Raw genomic sequence first — 3,360 nt, 5'->3', positions numbered from 1 at the left:
AATTCTAGTTGGTGCATACTTAATGTTAAATCCAGAGAATGATGAAAGTTATCAATCTTTACTTGATAATCAAGATTATTCTGGTATTTCACAAAAATATCCAGATAAGTTGGATCAACTTAGTGAAAAATTGTATCAGGAAAATAATAATTATGGATTAGAAACATTAGTAAATGAATCAAACAATGAGTTCGCTCTTTTTAGGTATCATTTATTAAACAATAATAAAAAAGAAATTATTGAAACTTATGAAAAAATGTCCGAAAAAGATTCTATTAAGAATAACGAACTATTACAAGTCGCACACGCCTATATGGATAACACCCAATTTGAAAAAGCACAGGAATTAAACGAAAATTTAAATGATAGAGAACTTAATAAGCAACTAGCAGAAATTGAATATTATCTTCAAGTTAAAGCAGAGTTAGAAAACGTCATTAACAGCAGTAAGGATAAAGATAATATTAAAAAAGCTGAACAAGAGCTTAAACAAGTAAAAATCATTTTAGGAGAAAAATAATATAACTTATATTATATATGATGTAAGTTATACATTATAAAATATAATATATAAGGAGTTTAATATGAATACACAACATAAAGCAGTAGTAACGGGAATAGTTAAACTACCAATAGAATTTAACAAAACAAGTCAAGGTAACGTTTATTCAAACGTAATTATCATTGATGATAAAGGAAAAGAAATACCAATATTTTTTGATGGACAATTAGCAAACGAATTAAAAAAATTGTATCAACCTGAAAAAGGAATCAATATCACAGTGAATATAGATACAAGAAGACAACGGGAGAAAAATGAGGGGCAGAAGTAAAGAAAATATAATGTAGTTCTTCAAGCTACAGAATTTGAATTAAAGGTGACACATTAAAAATAAGGTGGTGATTGTGTGCCTGAAAACGTGAAAGAAAAATTAGAAGTCATTGAGAAAAAAATACAAGATGGTAAAGAAGTTATTCATACGGAAAAAGAACCTTATGATCCTAAAAATATTTTAGGAATTCCATGGGTTCTTTTTTTAGTAGGTATAAGTTTATTGACGGTGCATATTTATATTATCAATTATGTGATTAAAATAATTACAACGTTTACTGGTTTTATGAGTCTACAGTTAAAAGATTTAAAAAGCTTTGATTTTCAAGGACTAAACGAAACGATGTTAAGTACTATTTTAGATTTCAAAAGTCCATTCCTACCAATTGTTTTTATTGATAATCAACCCACTTGGGCAAAGTGGATTTTTTCTCTGCTACTCATAGTAGGAATTGTGATGATTGGTTATCGATTATATCGCTTATATGATCGTTATAAACGTATTTCTTACAATCAAAAAGGAGATGCTCGTTGGACAACAATTAAAGAATTGGAAAACACCTATAAGAAAGTGCCAACGAAGACGTTCACATATAAGGGACAATCGGGCTTTCCAATTGCACATAATTACGGCTATTTCATAGATGAAGATACGTTTAACACTTTAATAATTGGTACGTCACGTAGTGGTAAAGGTGTAACAAGCGTTATTCCTTCTATTGACATTGATTCAAGAGCAGAAATACAACCGTCTATTATAGTAGCCGATCCTAAAGGAGAACTCGCAGGAGCGAGTTATGAAACGTTAAGGAAACGTGGTTATGATGTAGAAATATTAAACATTTCAAATCCTAACGATGGTATGAGCTATAATCCTCTTAATTTAATTGCGAAGTATTATGAACGTGGGGATATGGATAATGCAACGAAATATACTAAATCATTAACTCACACACTATTCCATGATCCAAAAGTTCAAGATAAAACATGGATTAACTTTGCATCAGGAATGACACAAGCATTGATATTAGCAGTTGTAGACTATTGTATTAAAACAAATCAGAAAGAAAAAATAACTTTTAGAAATGTTTACAATATGCTAATTGCTTATGGGACAAATGAAATAAATCCCGATAATCCAACAGAGGAAACAAATAAGCTAGACCAATATATGCGTATGTTAAAGTCTGAAAATCCAGAGCATCCAGCTGTTATTGCATATGGAACGGTTGAATTTGCCGAAGGTAAAACACGTTCATCCATTTTTACAACAGTTGCAGGTAAATTAGATGATATTAACAAGGATGCTATTGCTAAGATGATGAGCCGTCATTCTGTAGATTTTAAAAGACCAGGCTTTAATAAAAGTATGCGTGTTCAGTTTTCAAAAGAGTTTTCTTCAATGCGTGGCGTTTTAAATATTAAAGGTGACGAATATCCGTTTACTTTAGATTCAACAGGTGCAGTAGAAATAAATTTTAATACAAAACTAGATATTCATGATGAAATTTACTTTAAGTTACAAGATAATAATGAGATTTTTATAGAAACAACTAGAAAACTAAAATCTAACGGACTAAGTTATGAACGTGATCCTTATACAAATGAGTATATTTATGATGATAAAGTTGAATTGTTTTATGAATCTGATGCTATTCAAGATATTGAAATGACATATTCTGAAAAGCCGATTGCCATATTTATGGTCGTACCAGATTATGATTCTTCCGAACACTTTATCGCAAGTGTTTTTATCTCTCAAATGTATTCAGAACTAGCAAGAGAATGTGAAAAGGTCGAGGGGCGTTCTTGCTTTACACGTGTTAAATTCCGTTTAGATGAATTTGGTAACTTTCCAACAATTCAAGATATGTCAGAAAACCTTACTGTTTCTTTAGGGAGAAACATTCTATGGGAATTATACGTACAGGAGCTTGACCAGATTAAATCTAAATATAGTGAATCAGAAACAAATACGATTATTAGTAACTGTCAAAACAAAGTCTATATCAAATCCACAACGATGAATACAGCAGAAACGATGTCTAAATTAGCAGGTACAAAAACTGTCATTAGTAAAAACTTGTCTTCTGATCGTTACGCAACACGAGTAAATGAATCAAGGTCGTTAGAAGCAGAACCTTTAATTCGACCAGATGAATTATTAAATTTTGTGATGGGTGAAACTATGGTCATAAGAAGTTTAAAGAGTAGGGATAAATCACGCAAAGATATACGACCTTTTCCAATACTAAATACAGGAAAAACACAAATGCCAAGAGCATATGAAACGGTTATAGATGATTTTGATACCAGCAAATCTTTAAGTCGATTTAATATTCCATCACAGCATAGAAATTTAATTTTAAGGGAAAACTCTATAGATTTTACTGAAATGTTTAAATCTAAAGGTGGAAAAATAAAAAAATCTTATTTATCTTCTGACAATAACTTTAGTACAGCTCAAATTAGAAAAGTTTCAGAGTTAATCACTCAATATTATGAAGTTGAAGAAAATAATATTATTC

The 3,360-nt window shown here is 30.1% G+C and carries 3 protein-coding genes; all 3 read left to right on the top strand.

All coding sequences use genetic code 11. The features are described from left to right. The coding region (locus TJ68_RS03485; RefSeq protein ID WP_222859705.1) for a hypothetical protein at window positions 1-520 on the top strand (520 nt) is incomplete at its 5' end. A gap of 64 nt (window positions 521-584) precedes the next feature. Continuing rightward, a complete protein-coding gene (locus TJ68_RS03480; protein WP_040928763.1) occupies window positions 585-833 on the top strand; it encodes a hypothetical protein in 249 nt (82 codons plus the stop codon). A 75-nt stretch (window positions 834-908) separates the two neighbouring features. Beyond that, window positions 909-3,360, top strand: a 2,452-nt coding sequence (locus tag TJ68_RS03475) for a VirD4-like conjugal transfer protein, CD1115 family (RefSeq protein ID WP_040928762.1), incomplete at its 3' end; no start/stop codon positions are given.

The organism is Nosocomiicoccus massiliensis (assembly GCF_000438455.1).
GTDB lineage: Bacteria > Bacillota > Bacilli > Staphylococcales > Salinicoccaceae > Nosocomiicoccus > Nosocomiicoccus massiliensis.
This window is presented reverse-complemented; position numbering and strand designations above follow the sequence as displayed.

Bases quoted from the DNA above. Each gene is read 5' to 3' on its own strand.
- TJ68_RS03480 (WP_040928763.1), top strand. From the start codon at position 585: ATGAATACACAACATAAAGCAGTAGTAACGGGAATAGTTAAACTACCA.